This window comes from Streptomyces sp. CO7, assembly GCF_053474865.1.
In genome coordinates this window covers 8,707-9,614 of the sequence record NZ_JBRIOU010000008.1, presented here as the reverse complement: position 1 = coordinate 9,614, position 908 = coordinate 8,707, and the positions used below count along the sequence as shown (strand labels likewise).

Genomic DNA, 908 nt, shown 5'->3' with positions numbered 1-908 from the left:
CACCCCACCCCGCCGCAAGGCCCTCGACACCACGGGCCGGTGACGGGGGCCGGCCCTTCCCCCGCGCCGCTTCCACCACCCAGCCGCTCCGCTCCCCTTCGCGCTGCTTCCACCACCCAGTGGACGGAGTGCGGACGGCGTGCCCCACCCCTGCGCGAGGCGACGCCCCGCCGTCAGGTCACCCGCAGAGGAAGCGGGACGTGGCCCAGTCGGCGGGAACGGCGAGAGCGCCGCCACGCGGCTCGACGACGAGACGGACCGTCCGCCGCCCGGACAGGGCGACGGACACCGGCACCGCCGGATCCCCCGCCCGCACCACCCCGGACTGCCACAACCGCACCCCGTCGGCGTGCACCGAGAACACCGCGGATCCCAGCCCCAGCGACATGTCGTCGATCCCCGCCATCGCCCGGTACGAGGTGCACGACCGGTTCAGGTCGATCACCACGGAGGACCGCCCGTTGACCGTCACCCCCTCGGGGTAGGTCACCCCGGCGACGGTGAGGGACCTCCGCTGCCAGACCCAGGTGCTCTGCGCGAGCCGCATCTCCGGCCCGCTGCCGTCACCGGCGATGCCGTACGGCAGGCCGCTCCACCGGTACTCGGCCGGCACCACGGGCGCGGGCGGCGGCGGTTCCTCGACCGGCTCGGGCTCCGGTTCCGGCGAAGGGGCGGGGGAGGGCGAGGGTGAGGGCTCGGCGGACGGCGCGGGCGCCTCGGCGGACGGCTCGGGCTCCCGCGGGACGGACGCCGCCGCCCCCGCTTCCACCGGCCGCGCCGGCCGCTCCGCCCCGGGCGACGGCGGCGCGTCCTCGGGCGCGGCGGCCGGCGCCGACACCGGCGGAGGACCGGCCACCGGCGGTGTCGACGGCGCGGGGCGGTCGCTCCCGATCAGCGCGAGCGCCACC

The 908-nt window shown here is 78.2% G+C and carries 1 protein-coding gene; it reads right to left on the bottom strand.

Going from position 1 to position 908, the window contains the following annotated elements; all coding sequences use genetic code 11:
- Nucleotides 1-178: 178 nt before the first annotated feature.
- The coding region (locus ACOV8S_RS24890) for an NPCBM/NEW2 domain-containing protein (RefSeq protein ID WP_448320460.1) at nucleotides 179-908 on the bottom strand (730 nt) is incomplete at its 5' end.